General features: G+C 71.4%; 23 protein-coding genes and 1 riboswitch. Of the genes, 8 read left to right on the top strand and 15 right to left on the bottom strand.

Features of this window, described 5'->3' with window-relative positions:
- Positions 1-96: 96 nt before the first annotated feature.
- The 5 genes from J2X68_RS20915 to J2X68_RS20895 all read right to left on the bottom strand — a co-directional run bounded on the left by J2X68_RS20915 (position 97) and on the right by J2X68_RS20895 (position 5,869).
- Positions 97-1,896: an ABC transporter substrate-binding protein gene (locus tag J2X68_RS20915; RefSeq protein WP_062641885.1), complete on the bottom strand. Its 1,800-nt coding sequence runs from the start codon at positions 1,894-1,896 to the stop codon at positions 97-99.
- Between the two features lie 118 nt (positions 1,897-2,014).
- Positions 2,015-3,022 carry an ABC transporter permease gene (locus J2X68_RS20910; protein WP_310434065.1) on the bottom strand — a complete coding sequence of 336 codons (1,008 nt, stop codon included), beginning with the start codon at positions 3,020-3,022 and terminating at the stop codon, positions 2,015-2,017.
- Between the two features lie 313 nt (positions 3,023-3,335).
- Positions 3,336-4,091, bottom strand: coding sequence for an enhanced serine sensitivity protein SseB C-terminal domain-containing protein (locus J2X68_RS20905; protein ID WP_310434223.1), 756 nt, complete (start codon positions 4,089-4,091; stop codon positions 3,336-3,338).
- A gap of 209 nt (positions 4,092-4,300) precedes the next feature.
- Positions 4,301-5,101, bottom strand: coding sequence for an enhanced serine sensitivity protein SseB (locus J2X68_RS20900; RefSeq protein ID WP_310434064.1), 801 nt, complete (start codon positions 5,099-5,101; stop codon positions 4,301-4,303).
- 78 nt (positions 5,102-5,179) lie between these two features.
- Positions 5,180-5,869 (bottom strand): AAA family ATPase, encoded by a 690-nt coding sequence (locus tag J2X68_RS20895; RefSeq protein WP_310434222.1) that lies wholly within the window; start codon positions 5,867-5,869, stop codon positions 5,180-5,182.
- 173 nt (positions 5,870-6,042) lie between these two features.
- Positions 6,043-6,142: riboswitch (glycine riboswitch) on the top strand.
- A gap of 200 nt (positions 6,143-6,342) precedes the next feature.
- On the opposite strand from J2X68_RS20895, the gene gcvT reads away from it, so the two are divergent.
- The 5 genes from gcvT (at position 6,343) to J2X68_RS20870 (ending at position 11,300) form a co-directional block, all read left to right on the top strand.
- Entirely contained in the window at positions 6,343-7,485 is a 1,143-nt protein-coding gene (gcvT, locus tag J2X68_RS20890) for a glycine cleavage system aminomethyltransferase GcvT (protein ID WP_310434063.1), read from the top strand.
- Positions 7,486-7,602: 117 nt separating this feature from the next.
- Positions 7,603-7,980: a glycine cleavage system protein GcvH gene (gene gcvH / locus J2X68_RS20885; RefSeq protein WP_310434062.1), complete on the top strand. Its 378-nt coding sequence runs from the start codon at positions 7,603-7,605 to the stop codon at positions 7,978-7,980.
- A 14-nt stretch (positions 7,981-7,994) separates the two neighbouring features.
- Positions 7,995-9,272, top strand: coding sequence for a serine hydroxymethyltransferase (glyA, locus tag J2X68_RS20880; RefSeq protein ID WP_310434061.1), 1,278 nt, complete (start codon positions 7,995-7,997; stop codon positions 9,270-9,272).
- A gap of 76 nt (positions 9,273-9,348) precedes the next feature.
- Positions 9,349-10,716: an L-serine ammonia-lyase gene (locus J2X68_RS20875; protein ID WP_310434060.1), complete on the top strand. Its 1,368-nt coding sequence runs from the start codon at positions 9,349-9,351 to the stop codon at positions 10,714-10,716.
- Between the two features lie 41 nt (positions 10,717-10,757).
- Positions 10,758-11,300 (top strand): MOSC domain-containing protein, encoded by a 543-nt coding sequence (locus J2X68_RS20870; protein WP_310434059.1) that lies wholly within the window; start codon positions 10,758-10,760, stop codon positions 11,298-11,300.
- Positions 11,301-11,308: 8 nt separating this feature from the next.
- Here J2X68_RS20870 and J2X68_RS20865 read toward each other — a convergent pair whose 3' ends face one another.
- From J2X68_RS20865 to J2X68_RS20850, 4 genes are all read right to left on the bottom strand, one after another.
- Positions 11,309-11,971: an NAD(P)-binding domain-containing protein gene (locus J2X68_RS20865; RefSeq protein ID WP_310434058.1), complete on the bottom strand. Its 663-nt coding sequence runs from the start codon at positions 11,969-11,971 to the stop codon at positions 11,309-11,311.
- 137 nt (positions 11,972-12,108) lie between these two features.
- The gene (locus J2X68_RS20860) at positions 12,109-12,489 is read right to left on the bottom strand and encodes an FCD domain-containing protein (protein ID WP_310434057.1); all 381 of its coding nucleotides are present in this window, start codon (positions 12,487-12,489) and stop codon (positions 12,109-12,111) included.
- Between the two features lie 83 nt (positions 12,490-12,572).
- Positions 12,573-12,785 (bottom strand): EF-hand domain-containing protein, encoded by a 213-nt coding sequence (locus tag J2X68_RS20855; protein ID WP_310434221.1) that lies wholly within the window; start codon positions 12,783-12,785, stop codon positions 12,573-12,575.
- 62 nt (positions 12,786-12,847) lie between these two features.
- Entirely contained in the window at positions 12,848-13,762 is a 915-nt protein-coding gene (locus J2X68_RS20850; protein WP_310434056.1) for a MerR family transcriptional regulator, read from the bottom strand.
- A 61-nt stretch (positions 13,763-13,823) separates the two neighbouring features.
- On the opposite strand from J2X68_RS20850, the gene J2X68_RS20845 reads away from it, so the two are divergent.
- The gene (locus tag J2X68_RS20845) at positions 13,824-14,522 is read left to right on the top strand and encodes a GNAT family N-acetyltransferase (RefSeq protein ID WP_310434055.1); all 699 of its coding nucleotides are present in this window, start codon (positions 13,824-13,826) and stop codon (positions 14,520-14,522) included.
- Positions 14,523-14,577: 55 nt separating this feature from the next.
- On the opposite strand, the gene J2X68_RS20840 is transcribed toward J2X68_RS20845, so the two are convergent.
- From J2X68_RS20840 to J2X68_RS20815, 6 genes are all read right to left on the bottom strand, one after another.
- Positions 14,578-15,774: a YncE family protein gene (locus tag J2X68_RS20840; RefSeq protein WP_310434054.1), complete on the bottom strand. Its 1,197-nt coding sequence runs from the start codon at positions 15,772-15,774 to the stop codon at positions 14,578-14,580.
- On the bottom strand, positions 15,774-16,598 hold the full coding sequence (locus J2X68_RS20835; RefSeq protein ID WP_310434053.1) for a polysaccharide deacetylase family protein: 825 nt from the start codon (positions 16,596-16,598) through the stop codon (positions 15,774-15,776). The genes J2X68_RS20840 and J2X68_RS20835 overlap by 1 nt, the downstream gene beginning before the upstream one ends.
- Before the next feature lie 122 nt (positions 16,599-16,720).
- The gene (locus J2X68_RS20830; RefSeq protein ID WP_310434052.1) at positions 16,721-17,224 is read right to left on the bottom strand and encodes an ATP-binding protein; all 504 of its coding nucleotides are present in this window, start codon (positions 17,222-17,224) and stop codon (positions 16,721-16,723) included.
- Between the two features lie 289 nt (positions 17,225-17,513).
- Complete coding sequence (locus tag J2X68_RS20825) at positions 17,514-18,281, bottom strand: enoyl-CoA hydratase-related protein (RefSeq protein WP_310434051.1); 768 nt, start codon at positions 18,279-18,281, stop codon at positions 17,514-17,516.
- 179 nt (positions 18,282-18,460) lie between these two features.
- Positions 18,461-19,711, bottom strand: a complete 1,251-nt coding sequence (locus tag J2X68_RS20820; protein ID WP_310434050.1) for an Ig-like domain-containing protein — start codon at positions 19,709-19,711, stop codon at positions 18,461-18,463.
- A 170-nt stretch (positions 19,712-19,881) separates the two neighbouring features.
- Entirely contained in the window at positions 19,882-21,126 is a 1,245-nt protein-coding gene (locus tag J2X68_RS20815) for an Ig-like domain-containing protein (RefSeq protein WP_310434049.1), read from the bottom strand.
- Positions 21,127-21,279: 153 nt separating this feature from the next.
- Here J2X68_RS20815 and glgX point away from each other — a divergent pair, with 153 nt between their 5' ends.
- Both glgX and J2X68_RS20805 read left to right on the top strand, forming a co-directional pair.
- Entirely contained in the window at positions 21,280-23,532 is a 2,253-nt protein-coding gene (gene glgX / locus J2X68_RS20810; protein WP_310434048.1) for a glycogen debranching protein GlgX, read from the top strand.
- 111 nt (positions 23,533-23,643) lie between these two features.
- Positions 23,644-25,050, top strand: a complete 1,407-nt coding sequence (locus tag J2X68_RS20805) for a sulfatase-like hydrolase/transferase (protein WP_310434047.1) — start codon at positions 23,644-23,646, stop codon at positions 25,048-25,050.
- The last annotated feature ends 175 nt before the right edge of the window (positions 25,051-25,225 follow it).

Genomic DNA, 25,225 nt, shown 5'->3' with positions numbered 1-25,225 from the left:
CGCGGACCGCGGGCCACCGGAGATCGTCCGATGGCCCGCGATCACGCCGCGCCGGCCTTCACCTGCCTTTCGTGCCGTTCGGCGGGTGTGCCGGGACTACTTCTTCGGGTTCTTCAGACCGAGGTTGACGAAGTCGTACTGACCGCTGTAACCGTCGGTGGTGTAGACGTTCGCCAGGTTGTCCGAGCGCCAGTTGATGAACCGCTCGAAGACGAAGGGCAGGTAGTACGCGCCCTCCATCACCTTGTGGTTGATCTCCGTGGCGATCTTGGTCTTGCCGGCGTCGTCCAGGGTGGTGACGTACGACGAGAACAGACCGTCGATCGTCTTGTCGTTGATGAGCGCGTAGTTGTTGTTACCGCTCTCCGCGATGTACTTGCTGCTCCACAGCGGCAGACCGAAGCCCTGCACGGACGGGAAGTCCGGACCCCAGCCCATGATGATGATGCCGTAGCCCTTCTTCTTCACGTTCGAGGGGCTGCCGATGATGCCGGCGGTCTGCGAGCCGTCGTACTGGTCGATCTCGGCGGTGATGCCGATCTTCTTCAGCGACGCCTGGAGGGACTGGGCGGTGGCCACCTCGACCGGCTTGTTGTTACGCACCGCGATGGTGGTCTTGAAGCCGTTCGGCTGACCGCAGGCCTTCAGGGCCTCCTTGGCCTTGGCCTCGTTGCCGCTCTTGTTGGCGCCGGCGATCTCGTACGGGTCGTACTTCTGACCCTCGGCACCCGGGACGGACGGCGGCAGCATGTTGGTGCCGATGTCGCCACCGGCGACCGGACCGCCGCGGGCGGTCTGGAGCGACACGTGGTCGGCGCCGAGGATGACGGCCTTGCGGCACTCGATGTTGTTGAACGGCGCGACGCTCTGCGGGAAGACCGCGTAACGGACGTAGCCGGAGACCGGGTTGTCCAGGTTGGCCTTGTGCTCCTTCAGGGCGGTGGTGCGGCCCTGCGGGGACATGCCGGTCTGGTTCAGGTCCAGGTCCAGGTCACCGCTCAGCAGACGCTGGTCGAGCTGGTTGGCGTCCGAGAAGAACTGGATGGTGATCTGGTCCGGGTAGGCCTTGCGGATCGGGTCCGAGGCCTGCTTCCAGCTGGTGTTGCGGACCAGCTTGAGGTCCTTGCCGGGGCTGTAGGACGCGAACTTGTACGGGCCCGAGGAGAACGGCTTCAGGCCGTACTTGGACTTGGTGTCCATGTCCTGGCGGACCGGCGAGGCCGAGACCAGGGCGAGCATCTCCTCGAAGTCCGAGTTGGCCTGCGGGAGGTGGAAGACGATGGTCTTGTCGTCCGGCGTGTCGATCGCCTTCAGACCCAGCTTGTCCGCCGAGGTGTCCTTGTAGGGACCCTTGTACTCGCCCTTGGGGTCGAGGACGTCCTTGAGGTACGTCGGACCGCCGGACAGCACGTCCTGCGCCCACACGCGCTCGATGCCGTACTTCACGTCCTTGGACGTGATCGGCTTGCCGTCCTCCCACGTGACGCCGTCACGCAGGGTGTACGTGTAGGTCTTGCCGTCGTCCGTGACCTTCGCGGTCTCGGTGGCGAGGTCCGGAGTGACCTCGGCGCCCGCGGCGCCCGGCTCGGCCTTGTTCGTGACGAGCTGACGGCTGTAGTAGCGGGCGAAGTTCCACATCATGCCGTAGTAGCCACGCGTGGTGTCCCACGAGTCGGCGTCCTGCGCGGCACCGAACTTCAGCGTGCCGCCCTTCTTGGCGGCGGAGGCCTGGGCGACCTTGTTGTTCGCGGCGTCGAAGCCGGCGGCACCGGAGCTCGAGCCCTTGTCGCCGTCGTCTCCACCGCCGCCGCACGCCGCCGTGGTCAGCAGCGCGGCGACCGCGGCAGCAGCGGCAAATGCCTGCTTCCGCCGCCCTGAGGTGCGTTGGGTAGTCACGATCTCGGATCCTCCGGATAGATGAGAGATACCCCGTGTGAAGACCACGGGACGGTTGGGGCGCCGTGTTCCGGCGGTTCTGCGGCTCGCTGATGTCGCGGATCCCCGACGGGGCGGATCAGCGGGAGGCCTTCGGGTCCAGGGCGTCCCGGACGCCGTCACCGAAGAGATTGAAGGCCAGCACGGTGATGAAGATCGCCACACCCGGGACCACCATGTACATCGGGTCCGACTCGTAGTAGTCGATCGCGCTCGAGAGCATCTGTCCCCACGAGGCGGTGGGCGGCTTGACGCCGACGCCCAGGAAGCTGAGCGCCGCCTCGGTGAGGATGTTGGTGGGGATCATCATCGTCGTGTAGACGACGATCGGGGCGACCAGGTTGGGCAGCAGCTCCTTGAACAGGATGTACAGCCGCCCGGCGCCCAGCGATCGGGCGGCCTCCACGTACTCGCGCTCGCGCAGCGAGAGCGTCTGGCCGCGCACCACACGTCCGATGTAGGGCCAGCCGAAGAAGCCGATGACCAGGATCATCACGAAGACACGCACGCTCGAACCGGAGAGGCCGAGCAGGTCGTTCGGCATGACGGAGACCAGCGCGATGATGAAGAGCAGCTGCGGGAAGGCGAGCAGACCGTCCATCACCCGGCTGATGAAGGAGTCGACCCAGCCGCCGAAGAAGCCGGCGAGGATGCCCAGCACCGTGCCGAGGATCACCGCGACGACGGCCGACAGGAAGCCGACCAGCAGCGAGATCCGGGCCCCGTAGAGGATGCGGGCGAAGATGTCGCGGCCGTTGACCGGCTCGACACCGAGCAGGTGGTCGCCGCTGAGACCGCCCAGGGAGCCCGTGGGCGTTCCGAAGAGCGGGTCGATGAGGTTCTCGTGGTACTCGTTCGGGTCCTGCCCGAGCAGCCCGGTGATGACCGGCGCGAGAAGCGCGACCACGACCAGGACGAGCACGACGACGCCGCCCGTCAGGGCGAGCTTGTCCCGCTTGAGGCGCTCCCAGGCGATCCGGCCCAGGGAACGGCCCTGAACGGCCTTGGCGCCGCTGGTGGCGACCGACGCTTCCTCGGCCGCGCTCGGGGCCGCTTCCGCGGTCGGCTCGTGCAATGGTGCCGTCATCTGGCAGGGACCCCTCTCAACCGGCGGTAGCCGGCCCGCACTTGCCGCTGTAGCGGCGTGATCAGTCCGTAATACGCAGGGGATAAGTCCCCTGGAGCCGGAGTCTTCAACGCTTTGGCGATCTGTTGCCAGACTTGGCAGTGAATGGATGCGTAAACGTGATCCGGGTAGAGGGGTTCCGTTATCCGGACGGCGGGTAACGCCCCCCGGACACTGCCTTATTGGGGCAGATCGGACAAAAACGGTCTATATCGTCGCCATCTACGCGCGAAGACATTCGGTCCCCACCTCGCGGCGGGACCCGCTGCGGACGTCAGTAGCGTCCGGTGGGCGGATAGCCGTAGCCGCCGGCCGGAGCCTGCGCCGGAGCCGGGGCATGGGCCTCGCGGTCGTAGAAGGGCCGGGCGGTGGCGCGCATCCACATCACGACGGGGTCGTACTCGTCCGTCATGGCGACCGTCGACACCGGCAGCCCGTCCGGCACGGCCCCGATGGACTGCTGCATCATGGCCCGTACGGCGTCCACGGCCGACGGGGAGGAGTCGTACACGTCGAGCCCGATGGCCAGATAGGGCGCGCCCAGCGCCGGCTGCACCCAGGCGCGGCGCAACGCGCGCACCGCCGGGGTACGGTGGGCGTTCTGCGCGAGCAGGGCGTAGAACTGCGGAATCTCGATGCCCGGTTCGGACAGCCGCAGTGGCCCGGCCGGCTGGCGCTCCAGTCCGGTGGCGATGCGGCGCAGATCCAGCCACGGGATGCCCACCCCGCCGCCGGGGGCGTGCGGGTTCAGCCAGAGGCCGTAGTGGTCGGGGTAGAGGGTGCGGGCCACGTCCAGCCCGTCCACCACCTCGTAGGACCTGTTCCAGCCACTCGCGCTGAGCTCCTGGGCGGAGGTGACGCAGGGCGCGTAGCCGTGCCCTTCGACCTCCATGTTCCCGTACTGGGCGTCAGGAGAGCCGGCCTGGCCGTGCCACAGCAGCATCCAGACCTGGCCGGAGGAGGGGGTCGCGAGCGCGCGCAGGAGCGCCTCGTAGGCGTCGTAGCGCCCGGGCGTGACCTGGCGCAGCATGTGCTCGACCGAGCCGGTCGCGGCAGTGCCAGCGCTCACTTTTTATCGCCCCTTCGAGAAGTTGCCCCGCGTCGGAGTCCAGCTTAGGCGCTCCGCTGGTCGAGCCGTTGAGAGCTCGGGGCTTGCCGTGCTCTTCGGACTGCGGATCGTGCGCCGCCGGCCCCGCCCCGCGACGGGCCGTGCGGGGACCGGGCCCCGGGCGGGCCGCCCTAGCGTGAGTAGAAGGGGCGGACCCGCTCCCTCATCCAGTCGCCCACCGGGTCCTGGGTCACGTCCAGGAGGATCAGGTTGACCGGCCAGGGGGCCGAGGTCCTGCCCAGCGCCCTGCCCAGGGCCTCCAGGGGAAGGGCCCTCAGGTCGCCTTCCGGCCGGGAGAGTTCCACGCCCACGAACATCACCGGGTCCGCCGTCTCGATGACGGCCAGGCAGCGGCGGGCCGTGCGGACCACGCCCGTGGCCTCGAACTCCGCCGAGGCCGCGGCCAGGAAGTCCACCGGGTCGTCCTGCCAGTCGGGCTCGTACAGCCGGACCCGGCCGCCCGCCGCGCCGCCGTCCAGCGGGGTGCGGCCGGCCCGGCAGAGCTCGGCCACGGCGGGCGGGGGCAGCGGGACGCCGACCACGCCGTCCGGATTCACCAGGATGCCCACCTGCGGGGGCAGCCCCCGGGCGAACTCGACGGCCGGCGCGATCGTGAACGACATGTGCGAGCCGACGACCTGCCGGAACTGCTCCTCGGAGCTGAAGACCGGCACGTACACCTGGCCCTCGATCTCCATCGTGGGCAAGTCGAGGGGGCCGCTGTGCGGGCCGCCGCCGCCGGGCAGCGGCACCCAGACGAAGCTGCGTCCGAGCACCTCGACGATCCGGCCGCCGGCCCCCGGCACGCCGAGGGAGACGGAGAGCACCTCCTCCAGCTCGTTGCCGGGCCATCCGCCGTGCGGATGGGGGTGCGCCTGCGCCGGAAAGTCCGCGGAGAAGTCCGTCGGAAAGTTCGCCGGGGGGAAATCCATCTGCCTACCGCCTGCTGAGAACCACTCACTTCGCTGTGCCGGAAAGGCTAGCGGGTACCGGGGGTCGCGCCGGAGCCCTCAGTCCCTGAACCCGATGCGCCGCAGCGTGTCGGCCGCCGCGCGGTCGAGCAGCACCGCCGAGCCGCAGCCCGCGGGCAGCCGGCCCTTCTCCACCGAGCGCGCGAGCCGGGCGGCCGCGTGGCGGTGACGCAGGAACGCGTACCGGGAGACGCCCCGGCCGCGCTCGCGCTGCCCTTCCAGCGCCGTGTCCGCGCCGACGTCCAGCAGCAGCAGGTGGAGGGTGCCGCCGCGGCGGCGGGCCTCGCGGGCCAGCCAGTCGCGGACCCAGGCCTGCGTGCCGCAGTCGTGCACGACGACGCCCTCGCCGCCGCGCAGCGCCCGGCGCAGTCCGGCGTAGTGGGCGAGCCGGACGAGGGGGCGGTAGAGGCCGTAGGGCAGGAAACGCGGGGTACGGGCGTCCCAGCGGTCCCGGGTGTCCTGGGAGTCGATGCGGACGCCCCGCACGGTCCGCCGCATGAGCGTGGACTTGCCGCTGCCGGGCAGGCCGGTGACCACGACCAGGTCCCGGGGGCCGAAGAGCAGGCCGTGCGGGCTGCGGCCGGCCCGCTCGCGCAGGTCGCGGACGACGGGCGCCGGCCGGGGGCCGCGCGCCTCCCGGGCCGGGGCGACGGGCTGCGCGGGCAGCGCGAGCCCCGAGCCGGTCGCGAATGCCGTGGACCTCGCCCTGGTCGTCCTGTTCACCGTGATCGTCCTCCCCTGGGGTCAGATGGTGTCCTCATCCCCACCGAGCGTAAAGAGAAGGTAATGCGCCGCGCCCGGCGATTTCGTGCGCGTACCGACACAAGCCGGTTACAGATGCGGCCTGCCGTGATCGGGGCGAGCCGTGCAATGATGGCCGCGCCAACTGCATACCGGCCGTTTGAATCCGCGCGGGAGAGTCCTCAGCAGCAGCTTCGCTGGGGCGCCGAAGGAGCAAGTCCCTCCCTTGAATCTCTCAGGCCCCGTTACCGCGCGGGCGAGGCACATCTGAAAAGCGGGCCGCTGTCTCCAGCGGTCCCACCCAAGGTGCAAGTCATGGTCGATCCCCTCGCGGATCGTCATGGCGAACCTCTCAGGTTCCGATGACAGATGGGGAGGAACGACCTCGCCTTCCCCCGTGCCTGCCCGCCCCGCTGCGCGCGCACCGGGGGGATCCCGTCGCCTTGGGAGACGAACGCCCGATGAGCAGTACCGACCCCGCATCCGACCAGAACGCCGGGCAGCGCCACACCGCCCTCGACGCGGTGCACCGCGCGCTCGGCGCGACGATGACCGACTTCGCCGGCTGGGACATGCCCCTGCGCTACGGCTCCGAACGCGACGAGCACCACGCCGTCCGCACCCGGGCCGGGCTCTTCGACCTGTCGCACATGGGTGAGATCACCGTCACCGGCCCGCAGGCCGCCGCCCTCCTCGACTTCGCCCTGGTGGGCAACATCGGGGCGGTCAAGGCCGGCCGCGCCCGCTACACGATGATCTGCCGCGCGGACGGCGGCATCCTGGACGACCTGATCGTCTACCGGCTCGCCGAGACCGAGTTCATGGTGGTGGCCAACGCCTCCAACGCGCAGGTCGTGCTGGACGCGCTGACCGAGCGCGCCGACGGCTTCGACGCCGAGGTCCGCGACGACCGCGACGCCTACGCGCTGATCGCCGTGCAGGGCCCCGAGTCCCCCGGCATCCTCGCGGCCGTCACCGACGCCGACCTGGACGGCCTGAAGTACTACGCGGGCCTGCCCGGCACCGTCGCCGGCGTCCCGGCCCTCATCGCGCGCACCGGCTACACCGGCGAGGACGGCTTCGAGCTGTTCGTGCGGCCGGAGCACGCCGTCGAGCTGTGGCAGGCGCTGACCAAGGCCGGCGAGGGCGCCGGGCTGGTGCCCTGCGGCCTGTCCTGCCGGGACACGCTCCGCCTGGAGGCGGGCATGCCGCTGTACGGGCACGAGCTGAGCACCTCCCTCACCCCGTTCGACGCGGGACTGGGCCGGGTGGTGAAGTTCGAGAAGGAAGGCGACTTCGTCGGGCGCACGGCGCTGGAGGCCGCCGCCGGGCGCGCCGCGTCGCAGCCCCCGCGCGTCCTCGTCGGCCTGGTCGCCGAGGGCCGCCGGGTCCCGCGCGCCGGGTTCGCCGTCGTCGCGGGCGGCGAGGTGATCGGCGAGGTCACCTCCGGCGCCCCCTCCCCCACCCTCGGCAAGCCGATCGCGATGGCGTACGTCGACGCCGCCCACGCCGCGCCGGGCACCACGGGCGTCGGCGTGGACATCCGGGGCAGCCACGAGCCGTACGAGGTCGTGGCGCTGCCGTTCTACAAGCGCCAGAAGTAGACACTGGGCGCGTCGACGCCCGCCCGCGCGTGACGCTGCGCACACTTCCGCCGCTCACGTGCGTTTCCGCAGTCCCCTATTCACCAGCACCCTCCCGCGTACAGGAGAATTCAAGCCATGAGCAACCCCCAGCAGCTGCGCTACAGCAAGGAGCACGAGTGGCTGTCGGTCGCCGAGGACGGCGTCTCGACGGTCGGCATCACGGAGCACGCGGCCAACGCGCTCGGTGACGTGGTCTTCGTACAGCTCCCGGAGGTCGGTGACACGGTGACCGCGGGCGAGACCTGCGGCGAGCTGGAGTCGACCAAGTCGGTCAGCGAGCTGTACGCGCCGGTCTCCGGCGAGATCGTCGAGGTCAACCAGGACGTCGTCGACGACCCGGCGCTGGTGAACTCCGCTCCCTTCGAGGGCGGATGGCTGTTCAAGGTACGCACGGCGGGCGAGCAGGACGACCTGCTCTCCGCCGACGAGTACACCGCCTTCACCGCCGGCTGAGGAGTCGTAGACGCATGTCCGTCCTGAACACGCCCCTGCACGAGCTCGACCCGGAGATCGCCGCCGCGGTCGACGCCGAGCTGAACCGTCAGCAGTCCACGCTCGAGATGATCGCCTCGGAGAACTTCGCTCCGCTCGCGGTGATGGAGGCGCAGGGCTCGGTCCTGACCAACAAGTACGCCGAGGGCTACCCGGGCCGCCGCTACTACGGCGGCTGCGAGCACGTCGACGTGGCCGAGCAGATCGCGATCGACCGGATCAAGGAGCTGTTCGGCGCCGAGTACGCCAACGTGCAGCCCCACTCGGGCGCCTCCGCCAACCAGGCCGCCCTGTTCGCCATGGCCCGGCCCGGCGACACGATCCTCGGCCTGGACCTGGCGCACGGCGGTCACCTGACCCACGGCATGCGGCTGAACTTCTCCGGCAAGCAGTTCGACGTGGTCGCCTACCACGTGGACGACGCCGGTCTGGTCGACATGGCCGAGGTCGAGCGCCTCGCCAAGGAGCACCGCCCGAAGGTGATCATCGCCGGCTGGTCGGCGTACCCGCGGCAGCTGGACTTCGCGGAGTTCCGCCGCATCGCGGACGAGGTCGAGGCCTTCCTGTGGGTGGACATGGCGCACTTCGCGGGCCTGGTCGCGGCCGGTCTCCACCCGAACCCGGTGGAGTACGCGGACGTGGTCACGTCCACCACCCACAAGACGCTGGGCGGACCCCGCGGCGGCGTCATCCTCGCGAAGAAGGAGTTCGCGAAGAAGCTGAACTCCTCCGTCTTCCCGGGCTTCCAGGGCGGCCCCCTGGAGCACGTGATCGCGGCCAAGGCGGTCTCCTTCAAGGTCGCCGCGAGCGAGGAGTTCAAGGAGCGTCAGGCCCGCACGGTCGAGGGCGCGAAGATCCTCGCCGAGCGCCTGACCGCGCCGGACGCCCGCGCGGCCGGGGTGAACGTCCTGTCCGGCGGCACCGACGTGCACCTGATCCTGGTCGACCTGCGCGAGTCCGAGCTGGACGGCCAGCAGGCCGAGGACCGGCTCCACGAGGTCGGCATCACGGTCAACCGCAACGCGGTCCCGAACGACCCGCGCCCGCCGATGGTCACCTCCGGACTGCGCATCGGCACGCCCGCCCTCGCGACCCGCGGCTTCACCGCCGAGGACTTCGCCGAGGTCGCGGACGTGATCGCCGAGACGCTGAAGGCGCCGTCCCCGTTCGCGGAGGCCGACGCGGCGGCGCTGAAGGCCCGGGTCACGGCCCTGGCCGACAAGCACCCGCTGTATCCGGGTCTGAGCAAGTAGTTCCCTTTCCCGGGTGCCGCGCACACTGAGAGGTGTGCGCGGCACCCCGCACCACCCTGCATTGAGGAGTTCCCCCGTGGCCATCTCGGTCTTCGACCTGTTCTCGATCGGTATCGGCCCGTCCAGCTCCCACACGGTCGGCCCGATGCGCGCGGCCCGCATGTTCGCGCGGCGGCTGCGGGGCGAGGGCCTGCTGGACTCCGTCGCGTCGGTGCGCTGCGAGCTGTACGGCTCGCTGGGCGCCACCGGCCACGGCCACGGCACGCCGAAGGCGGTGCTGCTGGGCCTGGAGGGCTCCTCGCCGCGCACGGTGGACGTGGAGGGCGCGGACGACCGGGTGGCGCAGATCAAGGACTCCGGCCGGCTGCGGCTGCTGGGCTCGCACGAGGTGCCGTTCTCCTTCGACGACGACCTGGTCCTGCACCGCCGCAAGGCCCTGCCGTACCACGCCAACGGCATGACGATATGGGCCCACGACGCCCAGGGCGCGGAGCTGCTGGCGAAGACGTACTACTCGGTCGGCGGCGGCTTCGTCGTGGACGAGGACGCGGTCGGCGCGGACCGCATCAAGCTCGACGACACGGTCCTGAAGTACCCCTTCCGCACGGGCGACGAGCTGCTGCGCCTGGCGAAGGAGACCGGCCTGTCGATCTCCTCGCTGATGCTGGAGAACGAGCGCGCCTGGCGCACCGAGGACGAGATCCGGGACGGGCTGCTGGAGATCTGGCGCGTGATGCAGGCCTGCGTGGCCCGGGGCATGTCCCGCGAGGGCATCCTGCCGGGCGGCCTGCGGGTCCGTCGCCGGGCCGCCATGACGGCGCGTCAGCTCCGGGCGGAGGGCGACCCGCTGGCGCTCTCCATGGAGTGGATCACGCTGTACGCGATGGCGGTGAACGAGGAGAACGCGGCCGGCGGCAGGGTGGTGACCGCCCCCACGAACGGCGCGGCCGGCATCATCCCGGCGGTCCTGCACTACTACGTGAACTTCGTGCCCGGCGCCGACGAGGACGGCGTGGTCCGCTTCCTGCTCGCGGCCGGCGCGATCGGCATGCTCTTCAAGGAGAACGCCTCGATCTCCGGCGCCGAGGTCGGCTGCCAGGGCGAGGTCGGCTCGGCCTGCTCGATGGCGGCGGGCGCGCTGGCCGAGGTCCTCGGCGGTTCCCCCGAGCAGGTCGAGAACGCGGCCGAGATCGGCATGGAGCACAACCTCGGCCTGACCTGCGACCCCGTGGGCGGCCTGGTCCAGATCCCGTGCATCGAGCGCAACGGCATGGCCTCGGTGAAGGCGGTCACGGCGGCCCGGATGGCTATGCGCGGCGACGGTTCGCACAAGGTGTCCCTGGACAAGGTCATCAAGACGATGAAGGACACGGGCGCGGACATGAGCGTCAAGTACAAGGAGACGGCCCGGGGCGGGCTGGCGGTGAACATCATCGAGTGCTGACCCGGCAGCGGCGGGTCGCGGGACCAGGGGAGGTTCGCCGGATGAGCGGGTCGGTCAGCGCTGTCAGCAGCAGCGGAACGTACTCCTTCACCAAGCCAAACCGGGAGAGCGTCACGCTCGTCGCCGGGCTGGGGGTGGCGGGGGACGTGCACGCCGGGGCCACGGTGAAACACCGGTTCCGGATGGAGAAGGACCCCTCGCAGCCGAATCTGCGGCAGGTGCACCTGATACACGAGGAACTGTTCGACGAGGTGCGGACGGCCGGGTTCGAGGTGGCCGCCGGCCAGCTCGGGGAGAACGTGACCACGCGCGGGATCGACCTGCTCGGGCTGCCCACCGGGACGCTGCTGCGGCTCGGCGGACAGGCCGTGGTCGAGGTGACCGGGCTGCGGAATCCCTGCAAGCAGATCGACGGCTTCCGCAAGGGCCTCATGAAGCAGGTCGTCGGACGCGGTCCGGACGGCCGGCCGTCCTTCAGGTCCGGGATCATGGGCGTGGTGCTCAGCGGCGGCGTGGTGCGGCCCGGGGACCCGATCACGGTCGAGCTGCCGGACGGGCCGCACCACCCGCTGCGGATCGTCTAGGGCGGGTCCTAGCCGCGGAAGGCCGCCGGGCGTTCCGGGCTCGCCCCGGCCAGGGCCTCGGCGACCGCCTCGGCGCCGGCCCGCAGCCCGTAGACGGGGGTGTCGGGCTGCTGGCGCCAGGAGTCGTCGATGCCGCCCGCGTCGACGGTGTCGAACCCGAGCTCGTCGATCAGGGCGCGGACCTTCGCCTTCGCCGCCTCGTCGTCGCCGGCCACCGGGAGCGCCATGCGGTCGGGGTCGCCCGCGGCGCGCGGGCGCTCCAGGATGTCCTGGGCGTAGGTGCCGTTGAAGGCCTTGATCACGGGGTGGCCGAGGTGGCGTTCCGTCCAGCGGCTCTCGGTGAGGCCCTGGTCCTCGATCTCCGCGATCCGGCCGTCCCGCTGCTGCGGGTAGTAGTTGTTGGTGTCGATGACGGCCACTCCGTCGGCCGCGCCGTCCAGGACGCCGGCCGGCAGGCTCGGGATCGCCTTGAGCGGGATCGTGACCACCACGACCTCGGCACCGCGCGCCGCCCCCTCGACGGTGACGGGGGTCGCTCCCGTCTCCTCGGCGAGTTCCCCGAGCGTCGCCGGCCCGCGGGAGTTCGCGACGGAGACGTCGTGTCCGAGTGCGCTGAGGCGCCGGGTGAGGTTGCCGCCGATGTTGCCCGCGCCGATGATGCCGATCTTCATGAGAGGCCTTGCCTTCCGGGACCTGGACGAATCTTGTTCGATGCACATGCATGCATCTGTCGAGGCCAACCCCGTGCGGCGGCGGGCTATTCCGGCTCCGCGGCGCACTTCGCGGAATTCTCCGCGGGCGCGACCCGTCACCGGCCGCCGAACGGATCCTCCGGCTCCGCCGTGAGGACGGCCGCCGCAGCCTCCGGGTACCCGTCCTCGACGGCCCGGACCAGCGCCTCGCGGGCCTCGTCGGCGGTGTCGGGCTCCGCCACGCGCAGGCAGGTCGGGGCCAGGAGCTCGACCGGGCCCGTGCGCAGCACCGGGACGAACTCCGTGGAGAGGTCGGCCGGCACGGGATTGCGCGCGGCGGCGACCACGGCCGCGTGAAAGGCGACGTCGGCGTCGACGAAGACCTCGTCGTTCCCCGCCGAGGCGGCCCTGCGCCCCTGCAGCGCCGGCCGCATCGCGGTGACGTGCTCGGGCGGGTCGGCAAGTGCGTCGACCTGCCGCCGGCGCTGGAACGGCACGGCGGCCGCTGGACCGTGCGCATCGAGCGCCGGTCATGAGGAGGGGGCGCCCCGCAACGCGAGGCGCCCCCTTTCCGCTCGTCTCACTTGTTCAGGTGCGCCCAGAACTCGTCGAACGAGAGGAGCTTGTCACCGTCGAGGTCGCGGCTCTTGATGATGACCTCGGCGACCGACTCGGTGACGTTCCAGTCACCCCCCTGGGCCAGGGCGGTCCTGAACTCGGCCGCGGTGACGTAGCCGTCACCGTCCGTGTCGATCCGCTGGAACTCCTTGCGCGCTTCTTCGATGTCGGCCACCGATCCGCCCCTCTTCGTCATGCCTTGCGGTCATACTCGCTGTTCTACTGACGCAGGTCAGGTTAACGGCCCTGGTGAGCGCGGAGTGAGGCGACCACCCAGGAGAACTCCTCCTCGTACGAGGGCCGGCATCCGACGCCGTTCACGATCGCCGACAGGTGGCGGTACCGGGCGACCCGTACGTTCGAGGCGGCGGTCAGCCGGTCCAGGACGGCGGTCCGGTCGGCGTCGCCCAGCAGGTCCCGCAGCAGGGTCTCGGCCGCCGGGTCGCCGGGGGCGACGCCCTGCCGCAGCGCCTCGCCGCCCAGGTGCACGAGACGGCTCATGAACCACAGGGACGTGCCCGCGGGGACGTCCGGCCCGCGGTCCGCCGCGTTGAACTCGACCATCGTCCGCATCAGCGCCCGGAACTCCGGGTCCTGGATCAGCTCGGCGAGCTCCACCCAGGCGTCGACCTGCTCGGGAGCGGGATCGTCCGGCAGGTCCGCCGCGGCGAACCGCAGCCGGGTGCGGATGTCGGGGTCTGCGGTGTCGAGACCGTCGAAGATCTCCGCCAGGAAGTCGTCGAGGAGCCGCTTGCGTTCGGCCGCCGACAGCCGGGCCAGTCTGTTCATCAGGGTCATCTCCTCCGCGGTCGAACCGCGTCGCGCCACGGACGACAGCACGGCCCGGGTCACCTTCAGCGAGGCGATCTGCGCGTCCAGCGCCGCCACGTGCGCCGCCGCGACCTCCGCGACGGTGCGCTCCCCGGCCAGCACCCGGCGCACGTCGGCCAGACCGAGGCCCAGTTCGCGCAGGGTGCGGATCAGTTCGAGACGGGCGGCGGACCCGGCGTCGTAGAGGCGGTAGCCGCCGGCCGAGCGGGTCACCGGGGCCAGGACGCCCTCGTCGGACCAGTAGCGGATGGTGCGCACGGTCAGTCCGGTGGAGCGGGCCAGCTCTCCGATGGTGAAAAGTCCGGTGCCGTCGTCGATCATGTGTGTGAGTGTGGGCCTTCCAGTGGGTGGAGACTCAAGGAGCGCGAAGGGAACCGGTGCGGTGGGGGACCTGCGGGACATTCTCGACGCGGCCGCGCGCGGCGTCTTCCCTCCCCCCGACGGCCGCACGACCGTCCTGCCCCAGCCCTCCCCCCGGGACGCGGGCGTCCTCTCCTTCACCGCGCACTCGGTGGTCTTCACCGACGAGGACCCCGCGTGGGTGCACGAGACGCTCGGCGCCGCCGACTGCGACGCTCTCGCCGCGTCGATGAGCCCCCGCTTCCTGACGGCCCTGCTGGACCGCACGGGCCGGGTCGCGGAGACGGTCGACGCGCTGGTCGTCGGCTCCCCGCTGCCGGGCCCGCCGCCGCTCGCCCTGACGGAGATCGCGGATCCGGACCATCCCCGGGTGGTCAGTTCGCGCAGACGGCGCGACGACGTGCGGGTGTGGGCCGCGCAGGGGGGCGTGGTCGTCCTCGGGCGCGGGGTCGCGGGGCGGCTGGAGGTCGCCGTGGAGGTCGAGGAGGGCGTACGCCACCGGGGGCTGGGCCGGGCCCTCGTGGGCGCGGCACGGCACCTGGGCGGGGGCGAGCCGGTGTGGGCGCAGATCTCGCCGGGGAACGCCCGCAGCACACGGGCGTTCCAGGCGGCGGGCTATCTCCCGGTCGGGGCGGAGGCGCTGCTCACCGTCCGGCGGGAGCCGGGCGCCGGGGCGGTCGGCGCCACGGCACATGGTTCAGGTCGCCCGCACGGCCGCTGAGCGGCTCGGTCTCCGTGGCCCCGCCGACGGGTGCCGGAGCACCGGCGGACGCGGTCTAGCGGAAGATGCCGGTGTGGCCGAGCGAGTAGCGGCCCGGCTGCGGGTAGACGGCCAGGCCGTGCGGGCCCCTGCCGACCTTGATGCGGGCGAGCTGCTCCCCGGTGCGGGTGTCGATGGCGTACACCTCGGAGTTGTACCGCCCGGACAGCCACAGCACCTTGCCGTCCGCCGAGACGCCGCCCATGTCGGGGCTGCCGCCGTGCGGGAGGCGCCACTTCGCGGTGAGCGCGTTCTTGTGGAAGTCGAAGACGGAGACGGTGCCCTCGCCGCGGTTGGAGACGTACATCTCGCGGGAGTCGCGGCCGATGTAGAGCCCGTGGCAGCCCTTGCCGGTGTGCAGGAACTCCGGCTTGCCGAAGGTGTCGCCGTCGACGATCCACATCCCGTCGGCCATCATGTCCGCGATGTAGAACCGCTTCCCGTCGGGCGAGACCTTCACGTCCTGCGGCATGGCGCCCTTGAAGGGCAGTCTCTGCTGTCCGACGACCTTCATCTTCCGGGTGTCGACCTTCAGCAGTTCACCGCTGAACTCGCAGGACACGATGAAGTACTTGCCGTCGAGGGAGAAGTCGGCGTGGTTGACGCCGTAGCAGGTGACCGGTTCCGTCCTGATCCGCCGCATGGTGTGCGGGTCGCGGAAGACGAGTTCGCGGTCGAGGGAGGCCATGACGACGGCGTACTTGCCGTCGGGCGTGAAGTAGAGGTTGTACGGGTCGTGCACCTCGACGGGCTTGCCCGCCCTGCCGGTCTTCGGGTCGATGGGGGTGAGGGTGTGCCCCCGGTTGTTGTTGACCCACAGCGTCTTCATGTCCCAGGAGGGGACGACGTGCTGCGGCTGCCGCCCCACCCGGAGGGTCTCGATCACCTCGTACGTCTTCGGGTCGATGACCGAGACGGTGTCGGACTCGGTGTTGGGGACGTAGACCCGGGACGGGAAGTCCTTGACCACCGGGGAGAGCCTGCCGGGGCGGTCGGCGGCGTAGACGTCCTTCGGGTCGAGCACCGGCGGCATGCCGGGCAGGCCGTCCACGACGGGCTTGCGGGCCTTCTTCGCCGGTGCGGGAGCGGCCGCCTTCGTGGCGCCGCCCCCTCCTTCCCTGGCCGTTCCGCCCCCGGCGCCGGTGCCGCAGGCGGCGAGAACGGTGAGCGCGGCACACGCGAGCAGGGCGCTTTTCACGAGGTTGCGGTGCATCAGCCGATCAGCTCCGTGGTGGTGACCGCGCGCAGCCCGCGGCGGTCGAGTTCGTCGAGTACGGCGGGGAGTGCGGCGACCGTGTCCGCGTACCCGAGGTGCAGGCTCACGACGGATCCGTCCCGGACCCCGCCGAGGATGTTGCGGGCGACGGCGGTGGCACCGGGCGAGGTGAAGTCGAGGGAGTCGACGTCGTAGGAGAGGACGTGCGGATAGCCCGCGTGGCGGGCCAGCCGTTCCACGAGCGGGGAGGCGCGGGTGGCGCGGGAGGGCCGGAACCAGGTGCCGATGGATCCGGTGAGCCTGCGCAGCCGCTCGGCGCAGCCGGTGATCTCGGCCGCCGCCTCGGCCTCCGGCATGGCGTTGATGTCCAGGTGGCGCTGGGTGTGGTTGCCGAGGTCGTGGCCGCCGTCGAGGATCCGGCGGGCGAGGTCGGGGTGTGCGTCGAGCCAGGACCCGACGGCCAGCACGGTGACGCGCGCGCCGTGCCGCTCGGCCTCCCCGAGCACGGCCCGGGCGACGGAGGGCTCGCCCTGCCCGTGGAAGGTGAGCGCGACCCGGGAACGACCGCGCGGACCGTGACTGATCTGAGCGGGCTGGCGGGGGAAGGCCCGGGGCGCGGGGGCGGCGAGGGGACGGGCGGTGGCCCCGGGGGTGCGGGTGGGGGACGCGGAGCCCGGGGAGGCGGAGGCGGGGGCGTGCGGGGCGACGGCGCCGGAGGAGGACGTGAAGGGCGAGCACGCGGCCGCGAACGCACCCCCGGCGACGAGCCCGGTGCCCGCCCGCAGCACGGAACGACGGTCGGATGTGGTCACCCGCACCATTTAAGGCCGGACGTGGGGCAATTCCGGCCATTGACGCATCCTGGCCCGCCAACCGGGGGCACGCGCTCCCGGCCCGCCCCGGGGATCCCTCCCCGGGCGCCCGGCCGGCCTGCCGTCGCGCGCTAGCGGTCGGCGACCCGCATCTCGAACCACGTCGTCTTGCCCCGGGGCAGCAGATCCACGCCCCAGCGGTCGGAGAGCTTGTCGACGAGGAACAGCCCCCGGCCGCTGACGTCCAGCTCCTGGACCGGCATCAGACAGGGCAGCCCCCGGGAGGGATCGCGGACCTCGACCCGGATCCAGCCGCGCCGGCGTCGCATCCGCAGACCGAAGACCCGGGCGCCGGTGTGCCGTACGGCGTTGCCGACGAGCTCGGAGACGAGAAGGACCGTGTCCTCGGTCATCTTGGGGGTCAGCCCCCACTGGCGCAGGACGACGACCTGGGCCAGCCGGCGGGCCGTGGCGGCGGACTCGGGGCGGGACGGGAGCGGAACCTCGCCGTCCGTCGGGTTGCCGAACAACTCCAGCGCTTTCAACGCCCGTTCGTCCTCGACCGCAGGCGACCAGCGCGCCGCGATCGCACGGCCCGGTCCCCGCGGCTGTTCGATGCCCTCCAGCCCCGCCATGCCCCCATCATGGCCGCCCGGAGCCCCCTCCGGGGCCGTTCCGACGGAATGCACCCCCCGGAATCGACCGTTCCGGATCACGCCTTCGGCATATGCCAGGGACAGGTCAAAGGCCGACAAACCGGGACTGACCTGCGACGACAACGCACCGCAGGGCAATCGCCGGGTCCACTCGACAAGGCAGGCTTAAGGCTGCCTTAAGGCTCCCATAAACCGCCCCATCGAGGGACCCGGGATGAGACACCCCGTCAATTGCAAGTGATTCCGGGGAGTCGGAAGGAGACCTCTCTCACAGGAACTTGGCCTTGCCGGGGCCTTCCTCGACGAAGCTGCGCATGCCGGTCTCGCGGTCGGCGGTCGCGAACAGACCCGCGAACCAGTTCCGTTCGATCGCCAGGCCCGTCTCGATGTCGGTCTCCAGACCGGCGTCGATCGACTCCTTCGCGGCGCGCAGCGCGAGCGCCGGCCCCTGCGCCAGCTTGGCAGCCCAGCGGTGCGCCTCCGTGTACACGTCGGCCGCCGGGACGACCCGGTCCACCAGGCCGAGGGTCAGCGCCTCGTCGGCCTTGACCATCCGGCCGGTGAAGATCAGGTCCTTCGCCTTGGAGGGGCCGACCAGCCGGGAGAGACGCTGGGTGCCGCCGGCGCCGGGGATCAGCCCGAGCAGGATCTCCGGCTGGCCCAGCTTGGCGTTGTCCCCGGCGATCCTGAAGTCCGCGCACAGCGCGAGCTCGCAGCCGCCGCCCAGCGCGTATCCGGTCACGGCCGCGACGACGGGCTTGGGGATGCGGGCCACCGCCGTGAAGGAGTCCTGGAGGGCGCGGGCGCGCAGGACCATCGCGGTGTGGTCCATCTCCTGCATCTCCTTGATGTCCGCGCCCGCGGCGAACACCTTCTCCCCGCCGTACACGACGACCGCGCGCACGTCGTCACGACGGGTCGCCTCCTCGGCGAGCTCCTTGAGCCGGTCCTGGGTGGCCACGTCCAGCGCGTTCATGGGCGGACGGTCGAGACGCAGCGTGCCGACGCCGTCGGCGACTTCGAGATTCACGGTCATGCCAGCAGGTTAACGCTGACTAACGGGAGCGGGGCCGGTGCGGTCGGTCACATCGGGCCGGGGGTCCGGGGGTCGCCCCCGGGCAGGCACAGCACGCTGACCCACAGGGGTGGGGACGGCGAGGGGCCCGGTGCCGTGTGTCGCGGCGCCGGGCCCCTCGTGCGGTCGTCGAGCGGGTGTTACTTCGTCCACTCCGCCCACGGGATGTTCCAGCCGTTGAGGCCGTTGGCCGGGTCGACCGTCGGGTCGGTGGAGTTCTTCACGACCACCACGTCGCCGACCATCGAGTGGTTGAAGAACCACGCGGCCGGCACGCCGCTGTCGTAGCCGCCGCGCACGTCCCGCAGGCCGATGCAGCCGTGGCTGGCGTTGTAGTTGCCGAAGGCGTCGCCGCCCCAGTAGTTGCCGTGCACGAAGGTGCCGGAGTCGGTGAGGCGGATGGCGTGCGGCACGTCCTTGATGTCGTACTCGCCGTCGTAGCCGACCGTGTCGCCGTTCATCCGCGTCACGGTGAACTTCTCGCTCATCACCATCTGGCCGTTCCAGGTGGCGTAGCCGGGCTTGCCGGTGGTGACCGGGATGGTCTTGACGACCTTGCCCTCCTGCGTGATCTTCATCGTGTGCTTCTTGGCGTCCACGACGGACACCTGGTCACGGCCGATGGTGAAGGAGACCGTCTTGGCCTGCTTGCCGTAGACGCCCTTGCGGCCCTCGACGCCGTCGAGGTTCAGCTTCACGGTGACCTTGGTGCCGGCCTTCCAGTACTTCTCGGGACGGAAGTCGAGACGGTCGTTGCCGAACCAGTGGCCCTGGACGTCGACGGCCGGCACCGTCGTGACGGTGATGGCCTTCTCCACGTCGTCCGGGTGGGTGATGCCCCGGGTGAACCGCACCGAGAACGGCATGCCGACGCCGACCGTGGAACCGTCCTCGGGCGTGAAGTTGCCGGTGAAGGTGTTCTGCGGGCTCAGCGTGGTGAAGGACGAGTCCTCGGCGGCCGTACGGCCCTCGGAGTCCTTCGCGACCGCGTGCACCTGGTACTTGGTGGACCCGGCGAGGTGCGTGGCGGGCGTCCAGCCGGCGCCGTCCGCGGAGATCTCGCCGGCGACCGCGGTGCCCTTGTCGTCCTTGACGACGACCTCGGTCAGCTTGCCCTTGGCGGCCGTGACCTTCAGGGCGCCGCTGGTGTCGACGTCCTTGGCGCCGGTCTTCGGGGCGATGGTCACGACCGCCTCGGACTGCTTGCTCTCCGCCGCGGCTGTGGCGTCCTTGCCGCCGGAGCCGTTCTTCGCACCGGACCCGGAGTCCGAGCCCCCGCCCCCGCAGGCCGTGACGGCCAGCAGCAGGCCGCCGACGATCAGCGCCAGCCGCTTGTCGCGGCCGCGCGCACGTCCGCCAACCGACGCCCCCGATATCGGTCGCACGTTCACAGTCGTTCTCCCCACTCCCCCGGGCCCTCCCCGGGCCCGCACCGCGACGCGTCCCCCGCGTTCGCCGCATATTAACCACAAGGTCAACGGGCTGGACGGGCCGAGATTGTCACCGTTCAGTCCCAACTAGGACCGTGCGAACGCGGGGAAGGTTGCACCGGGGAGCGAGGTCATTTCAGGACGCCGCCGGCGATCCACTCCTTCCAGCTCATGTTCCAGCCGCCGAGCCCGTTGTCCGGGGCGACCTGCTTGTCCTTGCTGTGCACGACCTCGATGACGTCGCCGACGAGCGAACGGTCGAAGAACCAGCCTGCGGGCGTGTCCGACGAGCCGCCCTTGACGTCCCTGAGGCCCACGCAGCCGTGGCTCACGTTGGCCCGGCCGAAGACGTCCTCGGCCCAGTAGTTGCCGTGCAGGAAGGTGCCGGAGCTCGTCAGCCGCATGGCGTGCGGCACGTCCGGGATGTCGTACTCGCCCTTGCCGTTCGCCTTCTTGAAGCCGACCGTGGCGCCGTTCATCCGGGTCAGCTCCAGCATCTCGGTCACCACCATCTTCCCGTTGTAGGTGGTGTTCTTCGGGGCCCCGGCCGTGATCGGCACGGTGGCCAGCAGTTCGTCGTCGCGCCGCACCTCCATGGTGTGCTTCGCCGCGTCCACCAGGGACACCTGGCTGCGGCCGACGGTGAAGGAGAACGACTTGTCCTGGAGCCCGTAGACGCCGGGCGCCCCCTCGACGTCCCGCAGCGCGAGCGTGACGGTGACCCGGGTGCCGGGCTTCCAGTACTCCTCGGGCCGGAAGTCGAGCCGGGTGTCGCCGAACCAGTGCGGCCGGACGTCCACCACGGGTTCTGCCGTGACCCGCACGGCGCGCTGGACCGCGGCGCGGTTGTCGATCTCCCGGTTGAACTCCAGCGAGACGATCATCCCGGTGCCCACGGTGGAGCGGTTCTCCGGGGTGACATAGCCGATGAAGCGCTCCTCGGGGACGTAGGTGGTGAAGGTGGTGTGCCGGGCCGAGCGGTTGCCCTCGGCGTCCAGCGCCACCGCGTCGACGGTGTAGCGGGCGGCGAGCCCGAGCCGGTCGTCGTCCGGCCGCCAGCTCGATCCGTCCGCGGCGATCCGGCCCGCGACCGGCGTCTCCTGGGCGTCCTGCGACCTGACGACCTTCACCGACTCCAGCCGCCCGCCCGGCACCCGCACCAGCAGCGGCTCCTCCGGCCGCACCCCCTTCGTCCCGTCCGCCGGGGTGACGCGGATGACGTCCTCGGGGGCCGGGGGTTTGCCGAGCACCCGGTCGAGTCCGCTCCGGCTGTCCTCGCCGGTGCATCCGGCGGCCCCGGCCAGTAGTCCTGCCCATGTCAGTACGGCGGCCAGTGCGACCCCCGCGCGCCGTGCGCGCCCTTGTACGTGCCTCACATCGTGCCCAACGATCGGGCACGCTCCGGGGAAACGTGAGTGCGAGGGCCGCTCTGGGCAGAAATGGGAGGAGGACGACGCGACGGGGAGCCGCGGCCGGGACACCGCGCGCTCTTTTCCCACGTCGTTCCACGAGCCGCGGGAGGCTGAACGGTGTCCAGCGCAGCCGAGCAGGAGGCGGTGGCGGAGCGCGCCACGCCGGACACCGTCGTGAACGGTGCGTCACGCAAGGTGCCGGGACCACCCGTGTGGCCGGGCGCGTCCACACCACTGGGCGCCCGGTTCCGGGTCGGCCCGGACGGGGTCGCGGGAACCAACTTCGCCCTGTGGGCGGGTGGGGCGGAGGCGGTCGACCTGTGTCTGTTCGACGAGGCCGGCCGGGAGACCCGGGCCCGCCTCACCGAGCTCACGCACGAGATCTGGCACGGCTTCGTGCCGGGGATCATGCCGGGCCAGCGCTACGGCTACCGGGTGCACGGCCGCTGGGACCCGTGGACCGGCGGCCGCTGGAACCCGGCGAAGCTGCTCCTGGACCCGTACGCCCGGGCGGTGGACGGCGAGTTCAGCCTGCCGCCGGAGGTCTACGGGCATGTCCGCGACTGGCCCCAGCAGCAGGTCGCCGACACCGTGCGCGACGAACGGGACTCGGCGCCGCACGTCCCCAAGGGCGTCGTCGTGCACGATGACGACGACTGGGCCGACGACCGCCGCCCCAAGACGCCCTGGGCGGACTCGGTGATCTACGAGCTGCATGTGCGCGGCTTCACCCGGCTGCACCCCGGGATCCCCGAGGAACTGCGCGGCACCTACGCCGGTCTGGCGCACCCGGCGGCCGTGGAACACCTGGTGAAGCTGGGCGTCACGGCGGTGGAGCTGCTGCCGGTCCACCAGTTCGCGCACGAGGACCATCTGCTGCGCAGGGGGCTGAAGAACTACTGGGGCTACAACTCCATCGGCTACTTCGCCCCGCACGCCGCGTACGCCTCCGCCGGGACGACGGGCGGGCAGGTGGGCGAGTTCAAGCGGATGGTGCGCGCCCTGCACGCGGCCGGCATCGAGGTGATCCTCGACGTCGTCTACAACCACACGGCGGAGGCCGGCGAACTGGGGCCGACGCTGTCGCTGAAGGGCATCGACAACCGGGGCTACTACCGGGTGCAGTCGGACGCGCGCCGGTACGCCGACTACACCGGCTGCGGGAACACCCTGCACGTCGTCCAGCCGCACGTGCTGAGGCTGATCACCGACTCGCTGCGCTACTGGGTGACGGAGATGGGCGTCGACGGCTTCCGCTTCGACCTGGCGGCGGCGCTGGCCCGCTCCATGCACGACGTCGACATGCTGTCCCCGTTTCTCGCGGTGATCGCGCAGGACCCGGTGCTGCGCCGGGTCAAGCTGATCGCCGAGCCCTGGGACGTGGGGTCGGGCGGCTACCAGGTGGGCGCCTTCCCGCCCCTGTGGACGGAGTGGAACGACCGCTACCGCGACGCCGTACGGGATTTCTGGCGGCACGCGCTGCCGGACGTGCGGGAGATGGGCTACCGGCTGTCGGGGTCGAGCGACCTGTACGCGTGGGGCGGACGCCGGCCCTACGCGTCGGTCAACTTCGTGACCGCGCACGACGGTTTCACCCTGCGCGACCTGGTGTCGTACGACCGCAAGCACAACGAGGCCAACGGCGAGGGCAACCGGGACGGCACGAACGACAACCGCTCCTGGAACGGCGGCACGGAGGGCGAGACGGCCGACGAGCGGGTGCTGGCCCTGCGGCGCAGGCAGCTGCGGAACCTGCTCACGACGCTGCTGCTGTCGACGGGCGTGCCGATGCTGGTCGCGGGCGACGAGCTGGGGCGCACCCAGCGGGGCAACAACAACGCCTACTGCCAGGACAACGAGATCAGCTGGGTGGACTGGGGGCTGCTCGAGGAGCCGGGGTGGCGGGCCCTGTTCGACCTCACGGCACGGCTGATCGCGCTGCGCCACCGCCACCCCGTGCTGCGCCGCCGCGCCTTCTTCTCCGGGCGGGCGCACTCGGCGGACGGGCTGCGCGACCTCGCCTGGTTCACCGAGCGGGGCACGGAGATGACCGAAGGCGACTGGTACGCGCCCGCGGCGACGCTCGGGATGTACCTGTCCGGACGGGACATTCCCGGCCGGGACGAGCGGGGCGTGCCGATCGTCGACGACAGCTTCCTCGCCGTGCTGCACGCCGGGGACCGGCCGGTGAGCTTCGTCCTGCCGGGGGCGCCGTGGGCGGAGCGGTACGAGGTGGTCGTCGACACGTCGAGCGAGGAACAGGGGGAGGCGCCGGGGGTGACACACCCGGCGGGGATGCCGGTGACCGTGCCGGGGCGGGCGGTCCTGCTGCTGCGGGTGGTGGGGTGGGACAACGTTTCAGGCCCGTGAACTCCCCCGCGGATTCCTGGTCCTGAGGCCGGGCGGCTGATCACACTGAGGTCACGCCCTGTCTCCTCCTCCGCCCCCCCTTCGCCCACTCCCCCGCTGCGAGGATCCCGCATGCCCGAAATATCCCGTCGTGCGTTCGGCGGACTGGTCGGCGGCGGCGCGGTCACGGCCGTCGCCGCCGGTACCGGCGCCGCCGAGGCAGCCCCCGCCGAGCGCCCGTTCCGCGCCCGGACCTCCGCCGCGTCGGGCCGCCGCCCCAACCTCCTGGTCGTCCTCGGCGACGACCTGGGCTGGGCCGACCTGTCCTCCTACGGCGCCCCGCACATCCGAACGCCGCACCTGGACCGGCTGGCCCGCCAGGGGGTGCGCTTCACCGACGCCTACTCGGGCTCGGCGACCTGCTCCCCCACCCGGTTCAGCCTGTACACCGGGCGGTACCCCGGACGGACGAAGGGCGGGCTGGCCGAGCCGATCGCCGGCCGGACGCAGGGCCTGGACCCGAACCACCCCACCCTCGCCTCCCTGCTGAAGAAGGCGGGCTACTCGACCGCGCTGATCGGCAAGTGGCACTGCGGCTGGCTGCCGGACTACAGCCCCACCAGGTCCGGCTGGGACGAGTTCTTCGGCAACCACGGAGGGGTGCTGGAGTACTTCTCCAAGCTGGGCCAGCTCGGCGAGTACGACCTCTACGAGGGGGACGCCGAGTACAAGGACCTGCGCTACTACACCGAGGTCCTCACCGAGCGGGCGGTCGAGTACGTCGGCCGGGACCACGACCGGCCGTGGCTGCTGAACCTCAACTTCACCACCCCGCACTGGCCCTGGCTGGCGGAGGACGACGCCGGGACGGGCGCCGAGATCGAGGCGCGGATCCGGGCCGCGAAGACCCAGGCCGAGGTCGGCAGGGCCCTCAACCACTACGACGGCGGCTCGGTCGAGAAGTACGCGCAGATGGTCGAGAGCCTGGACGCGGCGGTCGGCGAGGTCATCGCCGCGCTGCGCCGCTCCGGCCAGGAGGAGAACACCCTGGTGCTGTTCGCCAGCGACAACGGCGGTGAGCGCTACTCCTACAACTGGCCGCTCAGCGGACAGAAGTTCGTGCTGCTGGAGGGCGGGATCCGGGTCCCGACGATCGTCCGCTGGCCCGCCCGCATCGACGGCCACCAGGTCAGTCACGCGCCGAACGTCTCCCCCGACTGGACGGCGACCCTGCTGGAACTGGCGGGCGCCCGCCCCGATCCGGCGTACCCGCTGGACGGCAGGAGCCTCGCCGGCTACCTGCTGCGCGGCGAGCGGCCGCCGGAGCACGACCTGTTCTGGCGGGTCCGGGCCAACCGGGCGCTGCGCCGCGGGGACTGGAAGTACTACCAGGACGCCGCGAAGACCGACCACCTCTACCACCTGGCCGCCGACTCCCGCGAACAGGCCGACCTGTCCACGGACCGGCCCGAGCTGCTCGCCGAGCTGAAGGCGGCCTGGGAGCGGACCGCGGCCGGACTGCTGCCGTACACCGACTGAGCGAAGACCCCGCTCCCGTACCCGGCCTGCCCGGGATACCCCGTCCGGATCCCCCGTCCGGATCCTTCCTCTGATCCCCCGTCCGGATCCTTCCTCTGATCCCCCGTCGAGCCGGTACGACCCCTCGAACACGCAGGTCGTAGGACCGGCGACCGAGCCCGGTCCGGCCAAAACT

The organism is Streptomyces sp. 3330, assembly GCF_031456635.1.
Taxonomy (GTDB): Bacteria; Actinomycetota; Actinomycetes; order Streptomycetales; family Streptomycetaceae; genus Streptomyces.
This window is presented reverse-complemented; position numbering and strand designations above follow the sequence as displayed.